The organism is Kribbella sp. NPDC051620, from assembly GCF_044453825.1.
Classification (GTDB): Bacteria; Actinomycetota; Actinomycetes; order Propionibacteriales; family Kribbellaceae; genus Kribbella.
This window is the reverse complement of record NZ_JBITDB010000002.1, coordinates 291,963-317,091: the sequence shown is the minus strand read 5'-3', so window position 1 is coordinate 317,091 and position 25,129 is coordinate 291,963. Positions and strand designations below refer to the sequence as shown.

The following is a 25,129-nucleotide window of genomic DNA, read 5'->3' as shown; positions in this document are numbered from 1 at the left end:
TCGTGGGGCGTTGTAACTCCACGGATGTGATCCGTTCCAGTCGGTACCCAGGGAGGCTCAGGCGTGACACGCACCGGCGACACTGATCTGACGGCGCAGTCGACGTCCGAAGCACACGCCGAGGCGGCCGTCACCGCCGGCGTTCAGGGTCTGCTCTTCGAGGACGACCTCAAGCCGATGCCCGATGACGTCGGTTTCCGCGGCCCGACGGCGTGCGCCGCGGCCGGTATCACCTACCGCCAGCTGGACTACTGGGCCCGCACCGGACTGGTCTCACCATCCGTGCGCCCGGCCAGCGGTTCCGGCACCCAGCGACTCTACGGTTTCCGCGACGTGTTGTTGCTCAAAGTGATCAAGCGGCTGCTCGACGCGGGCATCTCGCTGCAGCAGATCCGCAGCGCCATCGCCCACCTGAGCAAGCGTGGCATCGACGACCTGACCCAGATCACGCTGATGAGCGACGGCGCCTCGGTCTACATGTGCACCTCGCCGGACGAGGTCATCGACTTACTGGCCGGCGGCCAGGGCGTCTTCGGGATCGCCCTCGGCGGTGTCTGGCGCGAGGTCGAGGGATCGCTGTCGGAGCTGCCGACCGAGCGTCTCGACGCGCACGGCGAGACCGGCGACGACCACGCCAACGACGAGCTCGCTGCCCGCCGCCGGGCCCGGATGACCGGCTGAGGTAGCCTAGTTCTCAGCCGTACACAACACTCGGGAGAGTCCTGACCTCCGGTTGTTTGGTCGGGCGCCGAAGGGGCAATTCCTCCCCGGAACCTCTCAGGCCCATGGACCGAGTGTCTTAGGCGACTCTGAAGCGCGCGACGCGTGACAGAGGGGGAGGCCACCGGCAATTGTCAGCAACGGAGCCTCCTCACAATGACTGAATCGCCTGCTCAGGTATCGGCCGTCTTCGCCGACCGGCACATCGGCCCACGCTCCGACGAGATCGCGCGCATGGTCGAGACCCTCGGGTACGCCGATGTCGACGCGCTCGTCGACGCCGCGGTGCCCGCCTCGATCCGCTCGACCGAGCCGCTCCGGCTGCCCGAGCCCGCCTCCGAGGTCGACGCGCTGACCGAGCTTCGTCAGCTCGCCGCGCGCAACAACGTCGCCACCTCGATGATCGGCCAGGGGTACTACGGAACGTTCACCCCGTCGGTGATCGTCCGCCGCCTGGTCGAGAACCCCGCCTGGTACACCGCCTACACGCCGTACCAGCCGGAGATCTCCCAGGGCCGGCTCGAGGCGCTGCTGAACTTCCAGACCGTTGTCTCCGACCTGACCGGCCTGCCGACCGCGAACGCGTCGCTGCTCGACGAGGCCACCGCGGCCGCCGAGGCGATGACGCTGGCGCACCGCTCCAACCGCAAGAGCAAGAGCAACCGCTTCCTGGTCGACGCCGACTGCTTCGCTCAGACGATCGCCGTCGTCCAGACCCGAGCCGAGGCGCTCGGCATCGAGATCGTCGTCGCCGACACCTCCGACGGTCTGCCGGACGGCGACTTCTTCGGCTTCCTGGTTCAGTACCCGGGCTCCGGCGGCGTCGTCCGCGACCTGAAGCCGCTGATCGCGGCGGCTCACGAGCGCGAGACGCTGGTCGCGGTCGCGTCCGACCTGCTCGCCCTGACGCTGCTCGAGGCGCCGGGTGAGGCGGGGGCCGACATCGTCATCGGGTCGTCCCAGCGCTTCGGGGTACCGCTGTTCTACGGTGGCCCGCACGCCGGGTTCATGTCGGTGCGCGACGGCCTGGAGCGCCAGCTCCCGGGTCGCCTGGTCGGTGTATCGGTCGACGCGGACGGCGCGCCGGCGTACCGGCTGGCGCTGCAGACGCGGGAGCAGCACATCCGGCGTGAGAAGGCGACCTCGAACATCTGTACCGCGCAGGTGCTGCTCGCCGTCGTCGCGTCGATGTACGCCGTCTACCACGGTCCTGAGGGGCTGAAGGCGATCGCCGAGCGGGTCCACCGCCACGCGGACAGCCTCGCCGCCTCGCTGAAGGCCGGTGGCGTCGAGGTCGTGCACGACCAGTTCTTCGACACCGTCCTGGCCAGGGTCCCCGGTCGGGCGGCCGATGTCGTCGACACCGCCCGGCAGAACGGCATCTGGCTCCGTGAGGTCGACGCCGACCATGTGGGCATCTCGTGTGACGAGAAGACCGACGCGACCGCGCTCGTCGGGGTCTGCCGTTCCTTCGGCGTGACGTACGACGCGGCGCTCAACGGCGAGCCCCTGGCCGAGACCGTCGCCCGGACCTCGGAGTACCTGACGCACCCGGTCTTCAACACACACCGGTCCGAGACGGCGATGCTGCGGTACCTGCGCAAGCTGTCCGACTACGACTACGCGCTCGACCGCGGCATGATCCCGCTCGGCTCCTGCACGATGAAGCTGAACGCGACCACCGAGATGGAAGCCGTCACCTGGCCCGAGTTCGCCGACATGCACCCGCTGGCGCCGATCGAGGACGCCGCCGGGTACGTGAAGCTGATCAGCCAGCTGGAGCGCTGGCTGGCCGAGGTGACCGGCTACGCGAAGGTCTCGATCCAGCCGAACGCCGGCTCGCAGGGTGAGCTCGCCGGGCTGCTGGCGATCCGCGGCTATCACCGGGCCCAGGGCAACGAAGATCGCAACGTCTGCCTGATCCCGGCCAGCGCGCACGGTACCAACGCCGCCTCCGCGGTGATGGCCGGGATGAAGGTTGTCGTTGTCAAGGGCAACGATGACGGCACGATCGACCTGGCCGACCTGCGCGCCAAGGCTTCTGAGCACGCGGAGAAGCTGGCCGCGATCATGATCACCTACCCGTCCACGCACGGCGTGTACGAGGAGAGCGTGACCGAGGTCTGCCAGATCGTCCACGACCACGGCGGCCAGGTGTACGTCGACGGCGCGAACCTGAACGCGCTGCTCGGGCTGGCCAGGCCGGGCGAGTTCGGCGGCGACGTCAGCCACCTGAACCTGCACAAGACGTTCTGTATCCCGCACGGCGGCGGTGGCCCCGGTGTCGGCCCGGTCGCGGTCGCCGCGCACCTGGCGCCGTACCTGCCGAACCACCCGCTGCTCGACCAGGCCGGCCCGGAGTCAGGCGTCGGCCCGATCAGCGCCGCGCCGTTCGGCTCGGCCGGCGTGCTGGCCATCTCCTGGGCGTACATCCGGATGATGGGCGCCGAGGGGCTGACGTCGGCGACCAAGGCCGCCGTACTTACCGCCAACTACGTGGCCAAGCGGCTCGAGGACGCCTTCCCGGTGCTCTACACGGGTGAGAACGGGCTGGTCGCGCACGAGTGCATCCTGGATCTGCGGCCGATGACCAAGGAGACCGGCATCACCGTCGACGACGTCGCCAAGCGGCTGGTCGACTACGGCTTCCACGCGCCGACGATGTCGTTCCCGGTGGCCGGCACGCTGATGGTCGAGCCGACGGAGTCGGAAGATCTAGGGGAACTGGATCGTTTTTGCGACGCGATGATCGCGATCCGGCACGAGATCGACCGGGTCGCGGCGGGGGAGTGGCCGGCCGGCGACAACCCGCTGGTGAACGCGCCGCACACCGCGTCGTCGGTGATCAACGACAAGTGGGAGCACGCCTACACCCGCGAGGAGGCCGCCTTCCCGCAGTCGGTCGACCGGACCACGAAGTACTGGCCGCCGGTCCGCCGGATCGACGGCGCCTACGGCGACCGCAACCTGATCTGCTCCTGCCCGTCCCCGGAAGCGTTCGAGTAGCCGGAAGGCATACTTGTTCAGGTGACTGACGTACGTTCTGACACCGCCGCGGCCCTGTACGCCGAGATCGCGGCGGCTCAGAGTGAGACCAGACTGCCGACCATCGCAGCCGGTGTGCTGAAGGACGGCGCGCTGGCGTGGACCGGCTCCCGCGGGCAGATCGTGGATGGTGAGGCGCTGGCGCCCGGTCCGGACGTGCAGTACCGGATCGGGTCGATCACCAAGACGATGACCGCGATCCTGGTGATGCAGTGCCGCGACGACGGACTGCTCGCGCTGAATGATGCCGTGGGCAAGCATCTTTCCGGGGTGGCGTTCGGCGACCTGACCATCCGGCAGTTGCTCGCGCACTCGGGCGGGATGAACGCCGAGCCCGAAGGCCCTTGGTGGGAACGCAATCCGGGTGTTTCGTTCGAGGCGCTGACCGCGGCGATGGACGAGTCGCAGGCGGCCGGCAAGCCCGATCGGCGGCATCACTACTCCAACCTCGGCTACGCGTTGCTCGGCGAGGTGGTCGCGCGGTTGCGCGGCGCCGCGTGGATGGAGTTGGTGGCGGCGCGGATCCTCGACCCGCTGGAGATGCGGCGGACGACGTACTTCCCGGTGACTCCCGCCGCCAGGGGATACTCGGTGCACCCGTTCAGCGGGCGGCTCGATCTGGAGCCGGCGTACGACTCCGGCGCGATGGCGCCGGCCGGGCAGTTGTGGAGCACGATCGAGGACCTGGCGAAGTACGCCGCGTTCTGGATCGACCCCGGCTACGAGGTGCTCAGCCGCGACACCGTCGACGAGATGGCCGCTCCGACGGCCGCCGATCCGCGCGAGGCGCTGACCGCGTCGTACGGGCTGGGTCTGCGGATGCACGCGGACGACCCGTACCTGTTCGTCGGCCACACCGGCTCGATGCCGGGTTTCATGGCCGGCTTGTTCGTCGACCGGGTCCGCCGCATCGGCGCGGTCACGCTCGCCAACTCGACCTCGGGCAGATGCGCGTCCGTGCCCCTGGACCTGATGCGCATCCTCGCGTCGTACGAGCCGGCGCTGCCCATCGAGTGGATCCCCGAGCCCGAACTCGCGCAGGGCTCCGAACTCCTCGGCCACTGGTACTGGGGCAACACCCAGATGACGATGTCCGTCGTCGGCGGCATCCTCCAGCTCACCACCGGCTATCCGTGTCGTTTCTCACCCATCGGCCCAGACCTCTACCAAGGCCGCGACGGCTACTTCGCCGGCGAACGCCTGCGAGTGATCCGGGAGGGTGACCGGATCACCCACCTCGACCTCGCCACCTTCACCCTGACCCGCACGCCCTATGGCAGCTGACCATGCGCTGAGCGTTGCCCAGTTGGTGAAGGGGTTCCGGCGTCGAGCCGGGCTGACCCAGGAAGCGCTGGCTGAGCGGGCCGACCTCAGCGTGCGCGCGATCCGGACCCTGGAAGGTGGTCGCCGGCGGTACCCGCGCGAGTCGACCCTGCACCAGTTGGCGGCGGCCTTCGGTCTCTCGGCGGCGGAGCAGGAGCAGCTTGCGGCGGCCGCGGGCCGGGGCCGCGGCGAGTCGTCGGGGATTCCTCGGCAACTGCCTCCCGGTCTGGACGACTTCACCGGCCGGACGAAGGAACTGGACGACCTGGTGCGGCTGCTTCGGGAGGCGGACGTGGTCGCACCGAGCGTGGTGATCTCGGCCGTCGGCGGGATGGGGGGAATCGGCAAGACCACGCTGGCGGTCGAGGCCTGCCGGCTGGCGGCGGAGCACTACCCCGACGGTCAGCTCTACCTCAACCTGGGTGGTGGCAGCCGGCCGGTCCCGGCAGCCGAGGCGCTCGCTACGGTGCTCGCGGCGATGGAGGTGCCGCCCGCGGACGATCCGTCGGACGTGCAGGCGGCCGCCAGTCGATACCGTACTTCGATCGCCGGCCGGCGGATGCTGGTGCTGCTCGACGACGCGGTCAGCGCGGAACAGGTGACGCCGCTGATCCCTGGTACGTCGGGGTCGGCCGTGGTCATCACCAGCAGGAATCAGCTCACGACCGTACCGGGAGTCCGCTACCTCGGCCTCGAGGTGCTGAGCGAGGTCGAGGCGGTCGCTCTGCTCGGTGAGGTGGCTGGGCGCGAGCAGGTCGAGGCTGACCCCGAAGCGGCCCTCGAGGTGGTCAGGCGGTGTGGATTGCTGCCGTTGGCGGTACGGATCGCGGGCAGCCATCCCAGCATCCAGGAGGGCGGCGGGCTGGCGGTTCTGGCCGGGCTGCTGGCTGCCGGGGACAAGCGGCTGGAGGTGCTCAGCGCGCCCGGCAGGGGAGTCGGCCCGAGCATCAACTTGTCGGTCCAGGCCTTGGCCGCGAGCGGTCGGGCCGGCGATCCCGCCTGCGCGCTCGCTCTCCCCGTGCTCGCTGTCTTGGAGGGCGACCGGTTTCCGTTGCGGGTGGCGGCCGCGGTGCTCGACCTTCCGATGGAGGAGACCGAGGACCTGCTGGAGCGGCTGGTCGACGTGCACCTGCTGGAGACACCGGCACTGCGGCAGTACCGGATGCACGACCTGGTTCGCGATGTCGGTCGTGAACGGGCTGATCTGGAGCTGACCGGTTCGGAGCGCGATCGGATTCGGCGGCGCGAACTGCAGTGCTACTTCGCGATGGTGTGGCGGTCGAGCGAGCTGCAACCGTCGAAGAAGCATCCGGTCGAAGCAACGGGCTGGTCGGCCGGCGCCGAGGACGTCACCGATCCTCGAGCGGCGCTGGCCTGGCTCGAGAGTGAGCTCGGCAACGTGCTCCGGGTGATTCGCGCGGCGGCGGGCGGCGGTCCGCAGGAGCGGCTGATCGCGGCCCGGATGGCCTGGGGTGTCCACCGGCTCTCGCTCGTCCGGATGCAGTTCGCCGAGGCGCGAGACGCGCTCCTCGCCGCGCTGGACTGCGATCTCCCGCCGGAGGCGGAGCCTGATCGGTTGTGGACCGCGTTGGGACAGATCTGCCTGGCACTCGGTCAGTACGACCGGGCGAAGGGCTACCTGCGATTGGCGCTGCCGCTGGCCCGAGCGCGGCAGGACGCGATGCAGGTGGCCTGCTGCCTGGTCGAGCTGGGGACCGTCCTGGTACGGACCGGTGCCGCCGCTGAAGCCGTTGAGCTCGCGGCCGAGGCGCTGGCACTGGCGCCGCGGGTGGACTTCGTACTGGCGGAGTCCAACGCGAATCTCGTCGCCGGGATGGCCGCCGGCGCGATCGGCGATTTGGCCGGTCAGCGGGCCGCGTTCGATGCGGTGATCGCGAACCATCGGGCTCGCGGCGCCGGGGACGGGCCGTTGATGCACCTGATGTACATGGGCTTCTCGCTGGCCGAGAGCGGCCGGTACGAGCAGGGGCTGGCGATGCTGACCGGCGTACTGGAGCGGTCGCGGGTCGAGGGCCCGGTGATGGCCGAGTTCGATGCGCTCGAGCATCTGGGGCGGGCCTGGTGGAGCTTCGGCGACCTCGTGACGGCAGCGGAGTACTTCGAACTGGCGCTTGCGATCGCCGTTCGCCATCCGGGCGACAACCGGGAGGCGGGCATCCGTCACCTGCTCGGATCGGTCGAGGCTGAGGCGGGCCGGCCGGGCCTGGCGCGACCGCACTGGGAGCGTGCGATCGCGCTCTACGACCATGTCGCGGATCCGGCCGCCGATGAGGTCCGCAATCTCTTGCAGGCCACCCCCGGTTGACACTCACTGCTTCGAGGTTAGTAGGTTAGGGCTACCTAAGTAAGGGTTCCCTTACTCGACAACTTTCCCTGGAGAAGCTGGATGTCGTCCCTCGACGCTCCCCATAGTCCCTTCGATCGCGATCAGCGGGTGGTGGAGCTGCATCGCTGGCCCTTGGCAACGACGGTGCGGGACAGCCAACGGGGTCCGCTGCCGGCCGGTACTCCGGCTGCTGTGCAGCAGCGGACGGCCGAGACCTTGGGTGCTCCGCGAGTGCCGTCGACGGGGGTCGGCGAGTCCGCCGCGCTGGACCTGATCGCCGGTCTGCTCGATCGGGACGGCATCGATCTCAGTCACCCGCATGCGGCCGCGCATCTGCAGCCGCCGGTGCTCCAGGTCGCGGTCGACGCCGATGCGCTGGCGTCCGCGAGCAACGCATCGATGGACACCTACGACTCCGGCCCGGTGACGCTGGAGATCGAGCGTTGGGTGGTCCGGGCACTGGCGACGATGGCGGGGTTCGGCCCGGCTGCCGATGGCGTGCTCACCCCTGGCGGCTCGATCTCCAACCTGCTCGCCATGCTGATCGCTCGGGACAACGCGGCCGCCGCGCTCGGCATCGACGTACGCCGCAACGGCCTGGCCGGGCTGGAGAAGCCGGTCGTGTTCTGCTCCGAGCTCGCCCATTTCTCGGTGCAGCGTGCGTGCGCGGCGCTCGGCCTGGGGGAGGACGCGGCCGTCACGATCCCGGCCGATGGTGACTTCCGGATGCGGCTGGACATTCTGGCCGATGAGCTGGCGAAGCCTGGCCGGTTGCCGCTCGCGGTGATCGCAACGGCCGGTACGACGGACTACGGCTCGATCGACCCGATCGGGGAGATCGCCGGGCTGGCACGACAGTACGGGGCCTGGGTGCACGTCGACGCGGCGTACGGGTTCGGCGCGTTGTTCTCGGACCGGCTCGCGCCACTGCTGGCCGAGTTGCCGGCCGCCGACTCGGTGACGCTGGACCTGCACAAGATCGGCTGGCAGCCCGCCGCGACCAGCATGCTGCTCGTCGCCGACCGGGAGCGGTTCGCCTCGCTCGGCCGTTCGGTGGAGTACCTGAACCCGGCCGACGACATCGACTCCGGACTGGACGGGCTGCTCGGCCGCAGCCTGCAGACCACCCGCCGGCCGGACGCGGTGAAGGTCGCGACCACGCTGACGGCATACGGCCGGTCCGGACTGGGCAGGATGCTCGACACCTGTCACGAGCTCGCGCACGCCGCCGCGGCCCGGGTCGTTGCCGACAGCAACCTCGAGTTGCTGGCGCCGGTGACCTTGACCACGGTGTTGTTCCGGGTCGCCGGGCAGGGGCTGGCGGCCTCCGAACTGGATGCCGTCCAGGGTGAGGTCCGGCGCCGGTTGCTGACGTCGGGACGGGTGCTGATCGGCCGGACCAGGATCCCGGCCCACGGCGGCCGTCCGGCGGCGGTCGCGTTGAAGTTGACGCTGCTGAACCCGAATGCCACCGCGACGGACATCGAGGAACTGCTCGACCAGGTCGTGGCCACCGGTCACGACGTCCTGCCTCGCGAAGGAGCAGCGTGACCTCACCGGACTCAGTGGCGATCGAAGCCCATCTCAACGCGATCCTGCGGTGCTACACGCGGGAGACCTCCGTGCCGGTCACGACCGGTCCGCTGACGCTGGAGGTCGGGTCGTCGATCGTGACGGCGACGGTGCTGCACGCGTCGAGGACCGGGCTGCACCAGTTTGCAGAGGTCCGGGTGGACGGCGCGCCGGTGACTCCTGAGCGGCTGGTGCGACTGCTGTCGGTCGACGCCGACCCGGCCGAGATCGACGACCTCGCCGCCCGTACTGCGGAGTCCGTCCGCAACGTCAGTGCCTTCGTGGCCGACCGCGGTGAGCATGGCCCCGGACGTTTTCTCGAGGCTGAGCAGGCGTTGCTGTTCGGCCACCTGAACCACCCGGCTCCGAAGAGCCGAGACGGGTTGAGCGGTGCCGAGCTGGCGGCGTACTCGCCGGAGCTGGGCGGCCGCTTCGCGGTGCACTGGTTCGCAGTGGACGCCGAGTTGGTGTCCTCGGACCAGGTGGCCGGCGCGCCGTCACTGCAGGGACTGGACGCCTTGCAGCTAATGGCGGCGCTGGCCGGCATCACGCCACCAGACGGCCGGGTGCTGGTGCCGGCCCATCCCTGGCAGGCCGCTGACGTGCTGAAGCGGCCACGGATCGCCTCGCTCATCGCTGACGGCCGGATGGAGGCGCTGGGGCCGCTGGGCGCCAAGTGGTATCCGACCTCGAGTCTGCGCACGGTGTACCACCCGGACCTGCCCGTGATGCTCAAGCTGTCGCTCGGACTGCGCATCACCAACTCGCGACGTGAGTCGACGCCGACGGAGCTGCGCCGCGGTCTGGAGATCAACCGGCTCCTCGACGCTGCCTACAACGCTGGTACTGCGACGGCGCACCCCCGGTTCTCCATTGTCCGGGACCCGGCCTGGGTCGCGCTGGACGAGGGTGGGCCGCTGTTGACCGGGCTGGACGTCGCTGTGCGCGAAGTACCGGCTGGTGTTGACAGCTACGCGTGTTTGGCGGGGCTGGCGGCACCCCGGCCGGGTGAGCTGAGTCGGCTCGGAGCTGCTGTCGCTGGTCATGGCGATGGCGGGGCGGAGGCGTGGGTGGCGTCGTATGTGGACGAAGTACTGGTCCCGATGCTTCACCTGTACGCCGAGACGGGCATCGGGCTGGAGGCGCATCAGCAGAACACCCTGGTCCGACTGGATGACGCAGGACGGGTTGCTGGTGGGGCCTATCGCGACAACCAGGGGTACTACCTCGCGTCGTCGTACCTGCGGGGACTGCTGGACGTGACCGGGTTGAGTGACTCGACGCTGGCCGTGGTGGATGACGCGATCGTCGACGACCGGCTGACCTACTACCTGCTGCACAACCAGGCGCTCGCGGTGGTGGGCTCACTGGCCGTGGATGGGCTGGCGGACGAGGATGCCTTGCTTGAGGTGGTCCGCGACCGGTTGTCGGAGGCGCTGCCGTCTTTGAAGGCTGCTGGGCCTCGTGGCGACCGCTTGGCCCAGCGCTGGCTGTCTGCGGACCAGCTGCCGTGCAAGGCGAACATGATGACCCGGCTGCGCGGCATCGACGAGGTAGTCGCTCCACTCGACGCACAGTCGGTCTATCTGGACATACCGAATCCCCTGCGATTGGGTGCGCGCAGTGAGGTGTGATGTGGCGCCGCTGCTCCACTTGGACAGCGGCTTCGACCTGCGGCCGGCCACGTCGTCGGATGCCCCGACCATCGCTTGGTGGATGGTGCAGCCGCACATCCAGAAGTGGTGGTGCCAGGACTGGTCGGTCGAGCACTGGGCGCAGGCTCTGGAGGAGCAGCTCGCGGGGGAGCACTCGATCCCTTGCCTGACCTCTGTCGACGGCGAGGACTTCGCGTACGTCGAGCTGTACAGGGTGCGGCACGACCGGCTGGCGGAGTTCTACGCCTGGCAGGAGCACGACTGGGGCATCCACGTGGCGATCGGCGATACCGACCGGCTCGGCCGGGGACTGGGGCGCCGGCTGCTGCGTGCGCTGGCCGATGCCCTGCTCCGGGCCGACCCACTCAGCCAGCGCGTGGTCGCCGAGCCAGATGTCACGAATCTTCCATCCATCCGCGCGTTCGAGGCCGCTGGTTTCGTCACCCACGCGGAGCTGGAGCTACCCGAGAAGAAAGCACTACTGATGGTCCACACCCGGACCGTGGAGGCCTGAGATGAGTACCGAGCCGTACGACGTGATCGCGATCGGGTGTGGCCCGTTCAACCTGGGCCTGGCCGCGCTGGCCAGTGGCCTGGACGAGGTGAAGCTGGCGGTGCTGGACAGCCGGCCCGAGTTCACCTGGCACCGCGGGCTGATGTTTGGCGACGCGATGCTGCAGGTGTCGTTCATGGCCGACCTGGTCAGTCTGGTCGAGCCGGCGCATCCGCTGTCGTTCCTGTCGTACCTGCGGGACAACGACCGGCTCTACCAGTTCTACGTGCGGGAGAAGTTCCACCCGACGCGGCGTGAGTACGAGGCCTACCTGCGTTGGAGTGCGGCGCAGTTGGACTCGCTGCACTTCGGGCACCACGTGTCGGAGGTGTTGTTCGACGGTGATGCCTTTGTGCTGACAGTGGAGCGCGCTGGGACGGTTGAGGTGTTCAGGGCCCGCCACTTGGTGGTCGGCGTTGGCACTGAGCCCGCAGTACCGACTGCTCTGGCCGACTTGCCCGCGGAGCGGTTCCTGCACTCCTCCGACTACCTGTACCGCCGCGACGACCTCCTGCGGGCTGGGCGCGTGACGGTGGTGGGATCCGGCCAGTCGGGTGCGGAGTGCGCGCTGGACCTGCTGCGGGCCAATGCCGAGGGTGGGCCGGGCGTGGCCTGGCTGACCCGCACAGCGGCGTACACGCCTCTGGACTACTCCAAGCTGGTCCTGGAGATGACTACACCGTCGTACGTCGACTACTTCCACGAACTGGCGGAGTCGACGCGCGATCGGCTGGTCAAGGATCAGTGGCGGCACTACAAGGGAATTTCCTCGGACACCTTGGAGGAGATCCACGACGTGCTCTACCAGCGCGACCTCAGTGCCTCGGCGGTGGCACCAGTAGAGCTGCAGGTCGGAGTGGCCGTGGAGTCTGCGGTTGCTCGCCCTGACGGCATCGAGCTGACCATGCGGCACGCTGACAGCGGGCGGACCTTCCAGCACGTGACGGATGCCGTAGTGGCGGCTACTGGCTACCGCAATCGTCCACTGCCCTTCTTCACGGCACTGGATCCGTTGGTGCACAGGGATGCCGCCGGGCGGTGGGTGGTGAACAGGGATCACAGCATCAGCACTGATGACCCGCTGACCGGTCGGCTGTTCGTTGCGAACGCGGATCTGCACAGCCACGGGGTAGCAGCACCTGACCTGGGTATCGGCGCCATCCGCAACGCGACCATCCTCAACAGCATCGCCGGGAGGGAGATCTTCCGGCTGCCCAAGTCCACTGCGTTCACTACCTTCTCCATCCCGGGATGAGCTGGACTGAGAGCTCTGCCTCACTCCTGGCCAAGCTCATCTCGCAGCTCTGCACAGAGGATCTCCTGCAGCCTGACGGTGATCGTCTGGTGTTCGGTGCAGCCACCTACACGTTCACCTCGACACGTGGTGGGTTCGGCAGCTATCAGGTGATCCCTGGGTCAGTACGCCGTACTGCGGCCGGCATCCTCGGCAATGACGAGAGCGAGGAGGCCACTGACCCAGTGCAGTTCCTGGTGGACGCGGCGGAGGCTCTCGGGCTCTCCGGGTCCACAGTGGCTGGGTATGTGGCCGAACTGTCCAGCACGTTGGCTGCCGACGTACAGCTGGCTTCTACTGCGCTGCCCAACGCGTCGCTCGTTGGCCTGTCGCATACGGCTCTTGAAGGACACCTGACCGGCCATCCCTTGCTGGTGGCCAACAAGGGACGCCTGGGCTTCTCAGCCGCCGACAGCCTCCGCTACACCCCAGAGGCCCGTACTCCGCTCCGCCTGGTCTGGTTGGCCGTGCGCCGAGGCCTGGCCGAGTTCCGGGGGACTCCGGAGCTGTCCGAGCATGCAGTACTCAAGCAGGAACTCGGTTCGACTTGGGACTCCTTCCGCTCCCAGCTGGTCGACCCGGACTCGTACGTGTGGCTGCCTTGTCATCCGTGGCAACTCGACCACGTAGTAGCGACCCAGTGGGCGCGAGAACTGGCAACCGGCGAGATCATCGTCCTGGGCGAGGGGCCGGACGACTACCTGCCGACCCAGTCGATCCGAACCATGGTCAACACGTCGAACCCCGGCCGGTACCAGGTCAAGCTTCCCCTGAAGATCCTGAACACCTCGGTGTACCGGGGCATCCCGCCGCATTGCTCGCTGGCGGCGCCGATGGTGACGCAATGGCTGCGCGGACTCTGGTACCGCGATGAGGTCTTCAACCGGCTGGGGACCGAGTTGCTCGGCGAGGTCGCATCGGTGACCGTGCGGCATCCGCAGTTGTCTTCCGGGGTTCCCTATCAGTGGACCGAGACTCTCGGCTGCATCTGGAGGGACCCACTGACGCCGCGGTTGCGGTCGGGAGAGACGGCTTGGCCGCTGGCCGCCGTACTGCACCGAGACGTCAACGGTGAGCCGTTGGTGGCGGCCTTGATCGGCGATACGGACGCCACAGTCTGGCTTGCCGAGCTCATCTCGACCCTCGTCCGCCCGCTGCTCCACCTGATGCACCACTACGGCATCACGGTGAACCCCCACGGCGAGAACCTCTCCATCATCTGCGGCCCCGACGGCCTGCCGGCCCGCCTGGTGATCAAGGACCTCATCGACGACGTCAACATCTCCACCGAGCCGATCCCGGCCCGCGGCCCCGAACCCGACTCCCACGACCGGGTCCTGCCTCGTAAGCCTTGGCACATCCTCCGCCAGTACCTGGTCGACGCCCTCTTCCTCGGCGTCCTCAACCCGTTGGCAGACCTCCAGCTGATCGCGCCTGACCAACTCTGGGGCATCCTCCGCGGCGAGATCGAGGAGTACGCCCGTGCCCACCCGCAGTACGAGGACCGCCTCGAAGCCACCGCCCTGCTCGGCGAAACCTTCGCCCGCTATCCCCTCAACGGCTACCGCCTCACCCTCGGCTACACCGACCTCGTCACCCGGCCCCCGATCCCGGTCACCGGCCGGATGCCCAACCCTCTGCACGGAGTGAAAAGCATCAGACCAGTTCGCGAGTGGTAACTGGCGGATCACCGCTTCGTTGGATACTTTGTGGCCTGCGCCACATCGCGTGCCAACTTTTCCGCACAGAAAGCCCTGAGTCAGTGTCGTCGACCGTCGGTACGAGCCGCCCTGTCACCTCCACCAGCCCGATGCTGCACAGCCGGTCGTACCCCCGCTGGGCCGACGACCTCCCAGGCTTCCGCAAACGCCTCCAGGACGCCTGGTCCGACGCCACCATCCACGAAGCCTTCAGAAGCCCCACCGGCGTCCAGGTGATGCCCTCCCATGGCCAATGCGGAGTCAGCTCCGCCTGGCTGACAGAAACCCTGGCCGCCGCCCACGTCCGCGACCTGAGCTACTGCTACGGCGACGTCTACTCCATGGACGAGCCCGACCGGATCGAGATCGGCCGGCACTGCTGGGTCGAGGTGACGTACGGCGACGACCGGCTGGTCGTCGACCTGACCGGCGACCAGTCGGAGATCCTGCGGGCGCACCCGGTGGTCTGTGCCTGGCATGACGACCTCCAGACGGTACTGCGCGTCGACTACCGCCCGAGGCACCGGATGACGCCGCTCCAGCTCCAGTACGACCCGGTCCGTACCCGCCTCGCCGTCCTCAGGAAACTGCTGGAAGCCAACCGCTGACCGCTCCCGCGTCGACCGGCTCGGAGGCAGTCGTTGTTGCTGCTGGCAACTAGGCCGGAGCGTGGGGTGGGCACTTGGGTACATGTACTCCCTTCGTCGCGTAGGGTGCTGGGGTCTGCTGGTTCGGAAAAGACTGGCGAGGCGTACACGGGGAGCAAGATGAAGACTGGGTATGTGGAGCTCGCGAGGGCTCAGCAAGAGCGGTGGCAGGCGGCGTACGAGCAGCATCCGAGCCTTCATGGCGCGGAGGCTTCGGCGGCGGCGCGGTGGACGGCGAAGCTGTTCGGTGCGGCGGGCATCGATGATGTGCTGGAGCTGGGCGCCGGGCAGGGGCGGGACGCGTTTTACCTTGCCAGGCAGGGATTCAGTGTGCATGCCACCGACTTCAGCGAGTCGGCGCTGCACCGGCTGCGGCTGGACGCGCAGCGGGAAGGGCTGGACGACCGGGTCACCGCGGCGTTGCACGACGTCCGCGATCCACTGCCACCGGCCGACGCGACGGTCGGCGCGGTGTACGCGAATGTGCTGCTGAACATGGCTTTCTCGCGGACCGAACTGCGCACCCTGGTCAACGAGATCCGCCGGGTACTACGCCCTGGCGGGCTTTTCGTTTACACCGTGTGGTCGACCGATGACAGCCGTTTCGGCAAGTGCGCGGAGATCGGCGACGGACTGTATGCGAAAGACGGGTTCGCCGGCCGGTTCTTCGACCTCGACCTGGTGCACGAACTGGCCGACCGCTGGGAGCTCGGCGGCGCCGACTCGTACGAGGAGAACGGCCGCCGGCTGTGGCGGGTCACCCAGGCGAAACCGGCTCCGTTGATCTCAAGTTGACTCGAACTACGGCGTGCCGTGTTGCGATCTGGTCACTGAAGCGAAACCTTGCATTGACGAACCTAGTGGGTACCGACAGGCTCGGTCCGCGCTCACATTCGACCATCGGAGAAACACCCATGCAGTGGTACACAGATGTCATCAAGAAGTACGCCGAGTTCAGCGGCCGCGCGCGGCGCAAGGAATACTGGATGTTCGTGCTGTTCAACGTGATCATCTCGATCGTGATCAGCATCGTCGACCGGATCGCCGGCCTGACGTACGGCGCTGCCAACACCGGCGTGCTGAGCACCATCTACTCCCTTGCCGTGCTGCTGCCGTCCCTGGCCGTCGGTGCGCGTCGTCTGCACGACACCGGCCGCAGTGGCTGGTGGCTGCTGATCAACCTCGTTCCCTGTGTCGGCTGGATCGTCTTCCTGGTCTTCGCCATCCAGGAGGGCAACGCGGGCGACAACCAGTACGGTCCGGACCCGAAGGCCGCCGAGCGCTTCGGTCCCGGTGGCGAGCCGGGCTACCCGGGCTACCCGCCGGCGCCCCAGGCCTGATTGCCTGACGCAACGGCAGAGGCCCGGCATCCCGCAGTACGGGGTGCCGGGCCTCTGGCGTTTCAGGACGCTTGGCTGACGCTGGACATGTTGAAGTCGGGGACCAGCAGCGGCGGGGTCGCGGTCCGGGAGAAGTCGTCGCCCCATTCGCGCGACAGCGCCGGTACGGTCGCGCCGGCCGCCGTGAAGCGGGCGAGCACGTCGATCGGGCTCTCGTTGAAGCGGAAGTTGTTCACAGCACCGGTCACCTCGCCGTTCTCGACCAGGTAGACGCCGTCCCGGGTCAAGCCTGTGAGCAACAGCGTCTGCTGGTCGACCGGGCGGATGTACCACAGCGACGTGACCAGCAGGCCATGGTCCAAACCGGCGACCAGGTCTTCGGTACTACCGGAGGCGCCGTCGACCGAGAGCACGTAGTTCTCGATCGCCGGAGTGACCGCGGATGCGCCGGTGAGGTCGGCGGTGAAGCGGCTCTGCATCAGGTGCTCGAGCCTGCCGCCGCGGATCCAGTCGGTCGGGCCGAGGGCGAGGCCGTTGTCGAAGACGCTGGACGCGCCGCCTGATGCCCTCGCGACCGCGAACGGCAACGTCTCGAGCCCGGCCAGCTGCGGATCCGAGTGCAGAGCGACCGGTTGCGGGAACAGCGTCTCGCCGATCCGGGTGCCGCCGGAGGGCTTCGAGAAGACGCTGCGGCCTTCGTGGGCGTCGCGGCCGTCGAGCTCCCAGAAGAGGAATGTCGTCAGGTCGGCCACCGCCGCGGGCGGAAGCACCGTCGGGTGCCGGCCTGCCTCGACGGCAACCGTGCGGGTCGCCCAGCCGAGTCGGCGAGTGAGTTCGGCGTCGATGGCGAGCGGGTCGATGTCGCGGAAGTCGCGGGTGGCCGCGCCGGCCCAGGCCGACTGGCTCAGGTCGCCTGACTTGCCTGTCGCCGAGACGAATCCCCGGGGCAGGCTCTGCCGCAAGCGGAGTCCGGTGGACGAACCGACGTACAGGGTGACTACCTCGTGGTCGGCGAAGCCGTAGAGCCAGCGGCTCTCCTTGGTGGCCTTGGCGAGCGACTCGCCGAGTGCTGGTGCGAACTCGGCGTAGACATTGACGGAGGTCTCATCTGGCTCCTCGTCCCAGCCCTCGCCGACAGCGCCCTCCACAAGCGGCCTGGCGTCTTCGGCGGGGTCGGAGTTGCGCGCGGCGGCCACGGCGGCCGCAACGAGCTCCTGGAGGCTTGTGTCGGTAGCGGACGAGCGGCCGACCACGCCGGCCGCAGTACCCTCGCCTGCGCCGACAGTGGCGATCACGGTGACCCGGGAGCCGCGCATGGCGCCGTTGGTCGTCAGGGTGTTGTTGGCCCAGCGCAGGTTGGCACTGGAGGTCTCAGAGACCAGTACTACGCAACCCGAGGCCCCTGCGGCCGCAGCGAGCTGGAGTCCGCGCTCGATGGTGTCCTGCGGGCTGAGCTGAATGGGGGACGTCACCGGCCGGCCTCCTGCGTGGTGTTGAGAATGCGGACGTCGCGGAACAGAGCGGACGGGCAGCCGTGGGTGACCGCGCCGGACTGCGAGGGCTGGGCCTTGCCGCAGTTGAGGGCGCCGCCGAGCACGTACGTCTGGGGGCCGCCGACTGCCTCCATGGAGCCCCAGAAGTCGGTCGTGGTGGCCTGGTAGGCGACATCGCGCAGCTGGCCGTCCAGCTTGCCGTCGGTGATCTTGAAGAACCGCTGACCGGTGAACTGGAAGTTGTACCGCTGCATGTCGATCGACCAGGACTTGTCGCCGACGATGTAGATGCCGTTCTTCACCCTGCTGATCAGCTCCTCGGTCGAGGGGCCGTCCACAGCAGGCTGCAGGGACACGTTGGCCATCCGCTGGATGGGGATGTGCCCGGAGGAGTCGGCGTACGCGCAACCGTTGGAGCGCTCGGTGCCCAGGACGTCCTGGTTGACCTTCGCCATTCGGCGGTCGACCTGGTACCCGACCAGGATCCCGTCCTTGACCAGGTCCCACTGCTGGCCGGCCACGCCCTCGTCGTCGTACCCGACGGTGGACAGGCCGTTGACCGCGGTGCGGTCGCCGGTGACATGCATGACGGGGGAGCCGTACTTGAGGCTGCCCAGCTTGTCGAGGGTGGCGAAGCTGGTACCGGCGTAGTTGGCCTCGTAGCCGAGTGCGCGGTCCAGCTCGGTCGCATGGCCGATGGACTCGTGGATGGTGAGCCACAGGTTGGTCGGGTCGATCACCAGGTCGTAGTAGCCGGCTTCGACGCTCGGGGCGTTCATCTTGTCGGCCAGCCAGCCGGGGATCTGGGCGAGCTCCTCATCCCAGTTCCAGCCGGTACCGGTCATGTACTCCCAGCCGCGGCCGGCAGGTGGTGCGCAGCTGGCCATGGTGTCGAACCGGCCGGTCTCGGGGTCCACTGCGGTCGCGCGGACCTTGGGGCCGATCCGGACGCGCTGCTGTGTGGTGGAGGTGCCTTCGGAGTTCTCGTAGAACTTGCACTCGTTGACTGAGGAGACGTGCGCGGTCACGTGGGTGACTGCGTCGTGCTGGAGCAGTCGGTTGCTCCAGTCAACGAGCAGTGCGACCTTGTCGGCCCGCGGAAGACTCAGCGGGTCGACCTCGTACGCGGAGGTCCAGGTGACGTCGTCGTAGATCGGCTCGTCGGCCAGCTCGATCGGCTCGGAGTTGATCGGTCTTGAGACCTGAGCCAGGTGAACGGCCTGCTCGGCGACGCGGACGGCTTCGTCGATCGTCAGCGCGACACCGGCGGCGAAGCCCCAGGTGCCGTCGTGGATGACCCGGACGGCGAGGCCGAGATCCTCGTCGTCACGAGCGCTCTCGAGTACGCCGTCGCGGACGTTGATCGACTCGGACCGGATCCGCTCCAGCCGGAACTCGGCAAAGGTGGCCCCCAGATCCTTGGCCCGCTGCAGCGCGGCATCGGCCAGTTCGTGTCGGGGGAGGTTCAGGAAGGAAGCATCGACTTCAGGCACGGGTTCGACCTTAATGCCCCACCGGTGCGACGCTCATCCGCGCGGTGGTGCGTGGTGGGTGCGTGGCGGGTGCTGGGTGGGGGTGGTCGGCTAGCGTCGGCGGGGTGTTGATGCCTGATGTGTCTGTGCCGGGGGCCGACCTGCCTGTACGGGCGGTGCTGCCCGAGACCGTCGAGGCGGTCCGTCGGCACGGTACGGCGGTGCTGGTCGCGCCGCCTGGGTCGGGGAAGACCTCGCTGCTGCCGTTGGCTCTCGCCGATGCGCTGGACGGCGTGGTGGTGGTCGCCGAGCCTCGGAGGATGGCGACCCGGGCCGCGGCCGGCCGGCTGGCGATGCTGCTAGGTGAACCGCTCGGGCGGCGGGTCGGGTATGCGATGCGTGGCGAGCGCAGCGGCGGCAAGGACGTCCGGGTGGAGGTGGTGACGACCGGGCTGCTGGTACGCCGGTTGCAGCAGAACCCGGAACTGCCGGGGGTCGCCGCGATCGTCATCGACGAATGCCACGAGCGACATCTCGACGCGGACCTGCTGCTCGCCCTCTGCGTCGACATCCGCACCAACCTACGCGAGGACCTCGCGCTCGTCGCTACGTCCGCAACGGCCGAAACAGTCCGGCTGAGCCGCGTACTGGGCGGGGGCGGCCGGGGTGGCGCGGGCGGTGCGGAGGGCTCGGGCGGAGGTGGCCGGGGTGGCGCGGGCGGGGCGGAGGGCTCCGGTGGTGGTGGCCGGGATGGGGAGGGCTCGCGTGGAGGTGGCCGGGACGGGGAGGGCTTGGGGGAAGGTGGCGTCGGGGGTGGGGTGGCGCCGGTGGTTACTGCTTCTGCGGTGATGTTTGGGGTGGAGGTTGAGTGGGTGCCGCCGTCTGTGGCGGTGCCGGTTTTGCCGGGTGGGCGGGTTGATCCGCGGTTGCTGGATCACGTTGCGGCGGTGGTGCGGCGGGCGCTGGGTGAGAACGAGGGCGACGTACTGGTGTTCGTGCCGGGCGAGGCCGAGATCAACGCGGTGACGCGCCGGTTGACGGCGCAGCCCGAACTGCTGATGGGTGCCGGCGGAGGGGGCGAGGCAAGTGCTGGCGGAGGGCGGGACGCGGGGGCTGGCGGTCGGGTGAGTGTTTTGGCGTTGTTTGGGCGGCAATCGCGGGCTGAGCAGGAGCGGGCGTTGACGCCGGGGGATGGGCGGCGGGTTGTGGTTACTACATCGGTGGCGGAGAGTTCGCTGACGGTGCCGGGGGTTCGGGTTGTGGTTGATTCGGGGCTGGCTCGGGAGCCTCGGACTGATCAGTCGCGTGGGCTGGGGGCGTTGGTTACCTGCCGGGTGTCGAAGTCGTCGGCGGATCAGCGGGCCGGGCGTGCCGGGCGGGAGGCGCCTGGTCGGGTTTATCGGTGCTGGTCGGCGACCGATCACTCGCATCTCGACGAGCACCCCGCGCCGGAGATAGCTACTGCGGATCTGGCCGGCTTCGCGCTGGATCTTGCCGCGTGGGGTGCGCCCGGGGGTGATGGTCTGACATTGCTGGAGGCACCGCCGGTGGTCGCGATGAGCGCGGCGACGGACCTATTGCGCCGGTTGGACGCCATCGACGACAACGGCCGGATCACCTCGCGCGGGCGACAGATGGCTGCAATCGCAGCACACCCGCGGCTGGCCCGCGCGCTGCTGGACGGTACGCCGCGGGTCGGCGCCAACCGAGCCACGGAGATCGTGGCGATGCTCTCCGACGATTCCGCCCGCGATTTCGGCGACGACCTCCCCGCCCGCTGGCGCTCGCTGCGCCAAGGCACCGACCGAGCAGCCACAGCCCGCTGGCGAGAAGAAACAAAACGCCTCAGCCGCGGCACGGAACCGAAATCACGAGGTACCGCCGAAGTCCCACCCCGATCGACAGCTGACCAAGCAGCCGGAGCGGCCACCCGATCGACGGCGGAAGGCGCGGCGGGGGCCGGCTCGCGGCGGGCGGCTGAGCGTGGGGTTGGTGGTTCGGGGGTGCCGGATGACTTGGCGGCGGGGATTGTGGTGGGGCTGGCTTATCCGGATCGGATTGCTCGGGCTCGGGTGCAGGGGGCGGGTAGTTATCAGATGTCGGGTGGGACGGGGGCTGTGCTGGATGCGCAGTCGGGGTTGCGGAGTACTCGGTGGTTGGCTGTTGCGGTTGCTGATCGGGGGCCGGGGCGGGCGGATGCGCGGATTCGGCTGGCGGCGCCGATCGACGAGGCGACCGCGCGGGACATCGCCGGGGACCTCGTCTCCACCACCGATCAGATCCGCTGGGACGACGGGCGGGTCGTGACCCGGCGGGTGGAGACGCTCGGTGCGATCGTGCTCAGCGAGGTACCGCTGGCGAAGCCGGATCCGTTGCTGGTTCAGGCGGCCGTCCGCGATGGGCTGCGGCGGAGTGGCCTCGGCGTACTGCGATGGTCCGAGGCGGCTGCCTCGTTGCGGGAGCGGCTGGCGTTCTGTCACGCGCATCTCGGAGCTCCGTGGCCGGCGGTCGACGATGCGGCCTTGCTGGCGAACCTCGACGACTGGCTCGATCTGTCGTCCGTGAAGGGCTCGCGCGACCTCGGCCAGCTCGACGTTGCGACCGCGCTCCGCCGACTGCTGCCTTGGCCCGAGGCGACCCGGTTCGGGGAGCTCGCGCCGGAGCGGATCCAGGTGCCGTCCGGATCCCAGGTACGCCTTGCGTACGACGGTGTCGAGCCCCCGGTGCTCGCCGTCAAGCTGCAAGAGGTCTTCGGCTGGACCACCACCCCGGTCGTCGCGGACGGCCGCGTCCCGGTGGTACTGCACCTGCTCTCGCCCGCAAGACGTCCGGTGGCGATCACCAGCGACCTGGCGTCGTTCTGGGTCCAGGGCTACCCCCAGGTCCGCGCCGACCTACGCGCCCGCTACCCCCGCCACCCGTGGCCGGAAGACCCCCTGACAGCGCCGCCGACCAAACGAGTCAAACCCCGCCAGTAGGAACTGGAACCAATGGCCCGGCGGAGGTGTAGTGAGGGCGTAGGCAGTTTGATGGGAGGCCGGGATCGGCGGGTCGGACGAGGCGGAGATTCTGACTCGGGTGCGCGGTGGCGAGACCGCCGCGTACGGCGAGTTGGTGCTGATGCATGCCCCCGTGGCGAAGCGGACGGCGGTGTTCCTGGGCGCCGGTGCTGACGCGGACGACGTGGTGCAGGAGTCGTTCGTGAAGGCGTACCGGGCGTTGGGGTCGTTCAGGGATGGCGCGGCGTTCCGGCCTTGGCTGCTGCGGATCGTGGCCAATGAGACGCGCAACCTGCAGAGGTCGCGCGGGCGTCGGGCGAAGCGCGAGGAGTTGGCGGTACTTCCGGAGGCGGTACTCGACCCGGCGGACCAGGCGGCTTCTGCTGAGCGCAGTGCTGAGCTGCTGGCGGCAGTACGGGGTCTGCCTGAGCAGTACCGCCTAGTGGTGACGTGCCGGTACCTGCTGGAGCTGGACGAGCAGGAGACGGCCACTGTGCTGGGTTGGCCGCGAGGCACCGTGAAGTCGCGACTGCACCGGGCTCTGGGGCGACTACGGACGCAACTACCTGACAGGGAGGTGCAGCGATGACGTCATTGGAAGAGGAGCTCCGCGCCCTCGGCCGTAGCGCCGCAGTGCCTCCCGTTGCTGACGGGCTAGCCGCCAAGGTGCTCGAGCGAATCGCAGAGCCGCCTGTACGCCGTACCTTCGCCGACGCCGTCCGGAGTCGCTGGCGTTCGCTGCTGGCTCTACTGGCCGTACTACTCGCCGGCGCGCTTGTGACGCCACCAGTGCGGGCCGCCGTGGCTGAGTGGCTCAACATCGGGGGAGTGGAGGCGGTACACGTTCCCAACGGTCCGACGAGTGCCCCTCAGCCTCCAGCAGCCACCGGACAGCTGAGCTTGGCAGAGGCCACCAAGGCCGCTGGATTCGCACCAGTGGTTCCCAAAGCATTGGGGACACCGGCGCACGTCCAAGCGTCTGCCGGGTTCGTGGCGATGAGCTGGGCGACGGGCACCGGTGTAGTACGGCTGGAGCAGTTTTTGGCGGAGCCGTCGCCGATGTACATCAAGAAGTTCTATACAGAGCTGGAGTACGTGCAGGAGATCGACGGCTTCTGGTTCAGCACGCCGCACGAGCTAGTACTGCAGAAGAAGACCGGTGTCGAGCAGACAGTGCGGGTGGCTGGGCCGACACTGGTCTGGGTGCGGGACGGGGTGACGTTCCGCCTCGAGGGTGTGCCGGAGAAGGACCGCGCGGTCGAGCTGGCCCGGTGATGCGGGAACCAGCCGACAGCCAGCGGTGTATCAAGGGCAGTCGACTGAGGAGACCGCCATGAAGCACTGGGTACGCCGTACCGTCCTGCTGATCGTCCTGAGTATCGCCGGTTTGGGCACTCTCCCGGCGCACGCGGGTGGCCCGACCAGTGTGCTGCTGAGCTCACCGGACACCGCCAAAGTCGTTGCCACCGGCTACGAGGACAAGACCTACTCCGAACTGCAGACCCTGCTCGACATCGAGCCCAAAGGTCCCGCTGACGACATGGACCACTCCAGCGGCACCTTCATCCGGGCGACCTGGCTGATCCACGACATGACGCCCTGGCGGCTCGACATCATCTACCCCGACGCGCCCGGCGGCCCCTGGATCGCCACCACTCAATCGGACCTCAGCACCGGCAAACTCCCCGACCAGCCGGTCTGGCACCGCGCCACCGACGATGTGCGGCTCATCAAGCTCCTGGTCAGCCTCGGCCTTCTGCACCGCGGCCCGGGTCACAGCGACAATGTCGGCGGCCCGACCCTTCTCCCGCAAGCACCGCAGACCCCCGCCGAGGTCGCCGCGGTCGACGACACCCCCACCACCACAGTCCTGAAAACAGAGCAGAAACCCCTGCTCGGCTGGCGCTGGACCATCCCCGGCTTCCTGGCCGGAGCCGCCGCCATGTACCTCCTCATCCGCCTCCTCCCACGCCGCAACTGGCAACTCATCGACGAGGAATGAATCGCATCCCGGACCAGGCTGGCGCGCCGGAGAATCGGCACGGGTCCGGCGGGACAGGCAGAATTTGCTGGGCCGAGCCGCTGATCGCGGGGCACCGGCACCTGAACCGATGACGACCGCCAGCGATGCGCCCAGGCGCGGTAAGGAGTCACCGCCGGATGAAGACTGCGAGCGAACGCCGTTACGAGGTTGCTGTCGTGACTTCCGGCGTTGGCAGACCGTCGAACACCCGATTTCTGGCCGAGCACCTGGCCAAGACCGTTGCGGTGCGGGGGAGGACTCCCGGCGACCGGATCGCGACCGAGATCTACGAACTGCGTGACGTCGGCGCCGACCTGGGCCAGTCGCTGGTGACCGGCGCACCGTCGGCCGCTCTGCAGGATCTGATCGCCGCGGCCACCGGCGCCGACGGAATGATCATCCTGACGCCCATTCTCAACTCGTCGTACTCCGGCCTGCTGAAGATGTTCGTCGACCTGCTGCCGTTCGGCGCGCTGCAGGGCAAACCGGTGCTGATCGCGGCGACCGGAGGCTCGGCCCGGCACGGACTCTGCCTCGACTTCACCCTCCGGCCGCTGCTCGCCTACCTGAAGGCCGACGTGATCTCGTCGTCGGTGTACGTGACCGGTACCGACCTGGCCGGCGAGCGGTTCGCCGCCAGGGTCGAGGCGGCGGCCGGCGAACTGGTCGCCAAGCTGCGGGCCGGCGATCCGGCCATCGTTTCCTGATAAGTCAGGAATGGCGGGAAAATTGCCACTTCTGTCATCGTGGCCAGGGTGTTGGGCATGGTATTGCGCGACCCAATTGATTTGCCCTGGATAATCTCGTTACCACACCTCGGATCGGCTCGCAGATTGCGGCGTGGCGGCACAGATCCGGTTGCGCCGGCTGGAAGATCATGCGAGCCTGTTCTGGCCCAATAGTGGCCTAGTGGTCCGATCCGCCCAGCGACCTCTGTCGGAGGATG

The 25,129-nt window shown here is 68.6% G+C and carries 19 protein-coding genes and 1 riboswitch; of the genes, 17 read left to right on the top strand and 2 right to left on the bottom strand.

Features of this window, described 5'->3' with window-relative positions:
* The first annotated feature begins 87 nt into the window (after positions 1–87).
* From ACIA12_RS08715 to ACIA12_RS08660, 12 genes are all read left to right on the top strand, one after another.
* The gene (locus ACIA12_RS08715; protein ID WP_396367146.1) at positions 88–681 is read left to right on the top strand and encodes a MerR family transcriptional regulator; all 594 of its coding nucleotides are present in this window, start codon (positions 88–90) and stop codon (positions 679–681) included.
* Between the two features lie 21 nt (positions 682–702).
* A riboswitch (glycine riboswitch) is annotated at positions 703–803 on the top strand.
* Positions 804–876: 73 nt separating this feature from the next.
* Positions 877–3,726 carry an aminomethyl-transferring glycine dehydrogenase gene (gene gcvP / locus ACIA12_RS08710; RefSeq protein ID WP_396366311.1) on the top strand — a complete coding sequence of 950 codons (2,850 nt, stop codon included), beginning with the start codon at positions 877–879 and terminating at the stop codon, positions 3,724–3,726.
* Between the two features lie 21 nt (positions 3,727–3,747).
* Positions 3,748–5,049, top strand: a complete 1,302-nt coding sequence (locus tag ACIA12_RS08705; RefSeq protein WP_396366310.1) for a serine hydrolase domain-containing protein — start codon at positions 3,748–3,750, stop codon at positions 5,047–5,049.
* The gene (locus tag ACIA12_RS08700; RefSeq protein WP_396366309.1) at positions 5,039–7,414 is read left to right on the top strand and encodes an NB-ARC domain-containing protein; all 2,376 of its coding nucleotides are present in this window, start codon (positions 5,039–5,041) and stop codon (positions 7,412–7,414) included. Before ACIA12_RS08705 ends, ACIA12_RS08700 begins: the two co-directional genes overlap by 11 nt.
* An 81-nt stretch (positions 7,415–7,495) precedes the next feature.
* Positions 7,496–8,986 carry a pyridoxal phosphate-dependent decarboxylase family protein gene (locus ACIA12_RS08695; protein ID WP_396366308.1) on the top strand — a complete coding sequence of 497 codons (1,491 nt, stop codon included), beginning with the start codon at positions 7,496–7,498 and terminating at the stop codon, positions 8,984–8,986.
* Positions 8,983–10,641, top strand: coding sequence for an IucA/IucC family protein (locus ACIA12_RS08690; RefSeq protein ID WP_396366307.1), 1,659 nt, complete (start codon positions 8,983–8,985; stop codon positions 10,639–10,641). The genes ACIA12_RS08695 and ACIA12_RS08690 overlap by 4 nt, the downstream gene beginning before the upstream one ends.
* Before the next feature lies 1 nt (position 10,642).
* Entirely contained in the window at positions 10,643–11,176 is a 534-nt protein-coding gene (locus ACIA12_RS08685; RefSeq protein ID WP_396366306.1) for a GNAT family N-acetyltransferase, read from the top strand.
* A 1-nt stretch (position 11,177) separates the two neighbouring features.
* A complete protein-coding gene (locus tag ACIA12_RS08680) occupies positions 11,178–12,470 on the top strand; it encodes a lysine N(6)-hydroxylase/L-ornithine N(5)-oxygenase family protein (protein WP_396366305.1) in 1,293 nt (430 codons plus the stop codon).
* The gene (locus ACIA12_RS08675; protein WP_396366304.1) at positions 12,467–14,188 is read left to right on the top strand and encodes an IucA/IucC family protein; all 1,722 of its coding nucleotides are present in this window, start codon (positions 12,467–12,469) and stop codon (positions 14,186–14,188) included. Before ACIA12_RS08680 ends, ACIA12_RS08675 begins: the two co-directional genes overlap by 4 nt.
* Before the next feature lie 83 nt (positions 14,189–14,271).
* A complete protein-coding gene (locus ACIA12_RS08670; protein WP_396366303.1) occupies positions 14,272–14,817 on the top strand; it encodes a hypothetical protein in 546 nt (181 codons plus the stop codon).
* 159 nt (positions 14,818–14,976) lie between these two features.
* On the top strand, positions 14,977–15,651 hold the full coding sequence (locus ACIA12_RS08665; RefSeq protein ID WP_396366302.1) for a class I SAM-dependent methyltransferase: 675 nt from the start codon (positions 14,977–14,979) through the stop codon (positions 15,649–15,651).
* Between the two features lie 119 nt (positions 15,652–15,770).
* A complete protein-coding gene (locus tag ACIA12_RS08660; protein WP_396366301.1) occupies positions 15,771–16,196 on the top strand; it encodes a DUF805 domain-containing protein in 426 nt (141 codons plus the stop codon).
* Between the two features lie 62 nt (positions 16,197–16,258).
* Here ACIA12_RS08660 and ACIA12_RS08655 read toward each other — a convergent pair whose 3' ends face one another.
* Positions 16,259–17,668 carry a metallopeptidase TldD-related protein gene (locus tag ACIA12_RS08655; RefSeq protein ID WP_396366300.1) on the bottom strand — a complete coding sequence of 470 codons (1,410 nt, stop codon included), beginning with the start codon at positions 17,666–17,668 and terminating at the stop codon, positions 16,259–16,261.
* Entirely contained in the window at positions 17,665–19,182 is a 1,518-nt protein-coding gene (locus ACIA12_RS08650; RefSeq protein WP_396366299.1) for a TldD/PmbA family protein, read from the bottom strand. Before ACIA12_RS08650 ends, ACIA12_RS08655 begins: the two co-directional genes overlap by 4 nt.
* Before the next feature lie 110 nt (positions 19,183–19,292).
* Here ACIA12_RS08650 and hrpB point away from each other — a divergent pair, with 110 nt between their 5' ends.
* From hrpB to ACIA12_RS08625, 5 genes are all read left to right on the top strand, one after another.
* Positions 19,293–22,139 (top strand): ATP-dependent helicase HrpB, encoded by a 2,847-nt coding sequence (hrpB, locus tag ACIA12_RS08645; RefSeq protein ID WP_396367145.1) that lies wholly within the window; start codon positions 19,293–19,295, stop codon positions 22,137–22,139.
* A 100-nt stretch (positions 22,140–22,239) separates the two neighbouring features.
* Positions 22,240–22,749 carry an RNA polymerase sigma factor gene (locus ACIA12_RS08640; RefSeq protein WP_396366298.1) on the top strand — a complete coding sequence of 170 codons (510 nt, stop codon included), beginning with the start codon at positions 22,240–22,242 and terminating at the stop codon, positions 22,747–22,749.
* On the top strand, positions 22,746–23,435 hold the full coding sequence (locus ACIA12_RS08635) for a hypothetical protein (protein ID WP_396366297.1): 690 nt from the start codon (positions 22,746–22,748) through the stop codon (positions 23,433–23,435). Before ACIA12_RS08640 ends, ACIA12_RS08635 begins: the two co-directional genes overlap by 4 nt.
* Before the next feature lie 58 nt (positions 23,436–23,493).
* Positions 23,494–24,162 (top strand): hypothetical protein, encoded by a 669-nt coding sequence (locus tag ACIA12_RS08630; protein ID WP_396366296.1) that lies wholly within the window; start codon positions 23,494–23,496, stop codon positions 24,160–24,162.
* Positions 24,163–24,320: 158 nt separating this feature from the next.
* Complete coding sequence (locus ACIA12_RS08625; RefSeq protein WP_396366295.1) at positions 24,321–24,890, top strand: CE1759 family FMN reductase; 570 nt, start codon at positions 24,321–24,323, stop codon at positions 24,888–24,890.
* Positions 24,891–25,129: the final 239 nt, after the last annotated feature.